The following is a 2,445-nucleotide window of genomic DNA, read 5'->3' as shown; positions in this document are numbered from 1 at the left end:
CAAAGCGTTCTTGCGAAAGCCGTTCGAGCCAGCACATCTGTTCGCGCTCGTCGAACAGCAGATCCGACGCTAGGCGCCGGCCAACATCGCCCGCGGCTGTCGCGCGCCTTCAGTGGCATAAAGCTGAGGAATAGCGGTTCATAGCATTCGGCGCGATGTCTGGCTCACGTAGGCCGCGCTGGCCTGCATGAAGCCGGGCAGCGCGATCGTTGTCACGAGCGCTCGTGGACAGTTTGTCGATTCGCGCGATGCTGGCGGGAGAAGGTTAAGAGCGCAACCGGGTCAACGCTTACCGTCGCTTGATTGAGAACGTCGCGTCCCATTCATCGTCGCCGATGTCTTTCAGGCCGTCCTAGGTGATATTGTATGCCGCGTCGTTGACGAGCACGTCGATGTCCCGAATGCCACGACCGTCTTCGCCACCAGTTCGCGTCAATGCGCGGTCGGTGATGTCGCCGGGCAGGAGCAGCGCGCGGCGCCCCGCCTCCTCGTTGATAAGCCGTTCGTAGACGATATTTGCGCGCGCTTCGGCGGCGATGTTCGAGCGCAGGGTCCTTTCGCGCCTTTGTTAAGCATGGCGACGATGTAACCGATGATTCAAGGTGGCTCAGCTCTTCGGTGGCGATGTCGAACAGCAGGTCCGTGCGACCGGGTCATCGTCGCCGACAACCTGGGTGAAGTAGCGACAAGCCGCCGCCAGCGGGCAAGACTCCGCAACCGGCACATTAAAATCGGCCTTATCTATCGATACTGTATCGAGTCCGCAAGCGCGGCGACCGTCCTGGTCGTCCAGGTGCTCAGTCCGGCCTGAAGCGCCGTGCGAATGGCTGGCTTGGGGCCGAGAACGACCAAGCCAACGAGCAGGGCTGCAAAGAGAGCTGCATTCGGCGTTCTCAGCAGCCACGGCCCGACGTCCGCCGCGACGCGTGACACCCGAGGGGCACGGGTGGGCGCAAGTTCCTTGCTCGTCGCCAGAAATTCCGCGCGCGTCTCCGCCATGCGTGTGAGAACGACGGATTGGGCGTCGACATGTCTCATTTGTTTGCCTCGCTGAGCGCTTTCAAGTCACACTCGACTTCCGTTCGCAAAGTTTGAAACGGTTCGGAGGGGCGGCGGGAACGCATGACGATGCCGGCGACGAGTGTCACGAGCAACCACACCGCGGCAACGCCCCACGCCACCGCTACGAAGTACGGTGTACCAGCCGCAGTAATAATGACGGCAATACAAAAAAAGGAGAGCATGAAGAGTGCGCCGATTGCCAACGCCACCATGGCGACGACTTCGTGCAGCAATCGAGACTTCGTTTCGGCCAATTCGATCCGGAACAGCTCGCTATAGTCCCCGATGCGCCGTGACAACAGTCGGCCGACGTTTCGCCACTGTGCGATCTTCGATTGAACCGTCATGGTTCCCTCCCTTGTACGTACTCCGTCCCAGCGTGTTCCGACGGCGATTTGGTCAGTCCTTCGTCACATCGTCTCGTGCACGTCGACGCGTCGCAGGAGTATTCGACGTCCTACGGCCGCTGGCTCGCATCACTCCCAACAGAAATCCGATCAGTGCCGCGATGCCCAATGCGGTCAAAGGGCTTTCCGTGGTTCGGGTGCGCACCAGCATAGAAGTGTCCGAACATAGCTTATTCGCCTTCTCGCGCAACTCACGGGCTTTGCCGGCAGCCGATGTTGAAACGTCGTCTTCCCCATTGCCGACAGCCTGCTGGAGCTCGCCCCTCGCTTCGTGAGCAGCGTCCTCCACTTTATTCGTGTCCATGTCTCGTTCCTCCATTTCTTAGCCGATAGCTAGTGCGCAGGTGTTGTGCCTAAGGGACTCGTCTGGCCGGGGCACGGTAACGCAGGGATACGACGTCGGAGGCAGACTGGTCACGGATGCGAGGCGCGAACGCGGGCTCCGATTATCGGCGCCTTGAACGCGCGTACAGCCCGTGCATCACTTCCGTTCGTATGGGATGACGCGTGCTTAACCGTTGGCAAGGACGGCAGCGGCGACAGGGGCGCGGATCCGGAACATTGATTGCTGACTGAACATCGCCGTCCGATGCCGCGCCGACACGTTTCGCTGCCGAACGGTAACCTTGCGAACGGCTCGGAGGGAAGCATGAAGGCGCTAAGATGGCATGGAAAGAAAGACATTCGATGCGATACGGTCCCCGACCCGAAAATCGAGCATCCGCGCGATGCAATTATCAAGGTTTCGACCTGCGCGATCTGCGGCTCCGACTTGCACCTTTTCGATGGTTTCATGCCTGGGATGGAATCCGGGGACATCATGGGACACGAGTTCATGGGCGAAGTCGTGGAGGTGGGCGGCGGCAATGCAGCGCTCAAGGTCGGAGACCGCGTTGTGGTGCCATTCACGATTATTTGCGGCGAGTGTGACCAGTGCAATTGGGGGAACTTCTCGGTGTGCGAGCGCAGCAATCGC

3 protein-coding genes and 1 pseudogene are annotated in these 2,445 nt (G+C 60.3%); 1 reads left to right on the top strand and 3 read right to left on the bottom strand.

What is annotated here, in order from left to right:
• Positions 1 to 543: 543 nt before the first annotated feature.
• The 3 genes and pseudogenes from BG61_RS44600 to BG61_RS38165 all read right to left on the bottom strand — a co-directional run.
• Positions 544 to 700: pseudogene (locus BG61_RS44600) on the bottom strand (manganese catalase family protein); the annotation flags it as partial.
• Positions 701 to 1,034: 334 nt separating this feature from the next.
• Positions 1,035 to 1,409 (bottom strand): phage holin family protein, encoded by a 375-nt coding sequence (locus BG61_RS38170; protein WP_035943485.1) that lies wholly within the window; start codon positions 1,407 to 1,409, stop codon positions 1,035 to 1,037.
• A 52-nt stretch (positions 1,410 to 1,461) separates the two neighbouring features.
• Positions 1,462 to 1,773 (bottom strand): CsbD family protein, encoded by a 312-nt coding sequence (locus BG61_RS38165; RefSeq protein WP_051673101.1) that lies wholly within the window; start codon positions 1,771 to 1,773, stop codon positions 1,462 to 1,464.
• A 345-nt stretch (positions 1,774 to 2,118) separates the two neighbouring features.
• Here BG61_RS38165 and BG61_RS38160 point away from each other — a divergent pair.
• The coding region (locus tag BG61_RS38160; RefSeq protein WP_035943484.1) for an alcohol dehydrogenase catalytic domain-containing protein at positions 2,119 to 2,445 on the top strand (327 nt) is incomplete at its 3' end.

The organism is Caballeronia glathei, from assembly GCF_000698595.1.
Taxonomy (GTDB): Bacteria; Pseudomonadota; Gammaproteobacteria; order Burkholderiales; family Burkholderiaceae; genus Caballeronia; species Caballeronia glathei.
The sequence above is the reverse complement of the archived record's forward strand: the minus strand, read 5'-3'. Positions and strand labels throughout refer to the sequence as shown.

Coding starts and splice junctions, on each gene's coding strand:
- BG61_RS38170 (WP_035943485.1), bottom strand. CDS start 1,409: ATGACGGTTCAATCGAAGATCGCACAGTGGCGAAACGTCGGCCGACTG.
- BG61_RS38165 (WP_051673101.1), bottom strand. CDS start 1,773: ATGGACACGAATAAAGTGGAGGACGCTGCTCACGAAGCGAGGGGCGAG.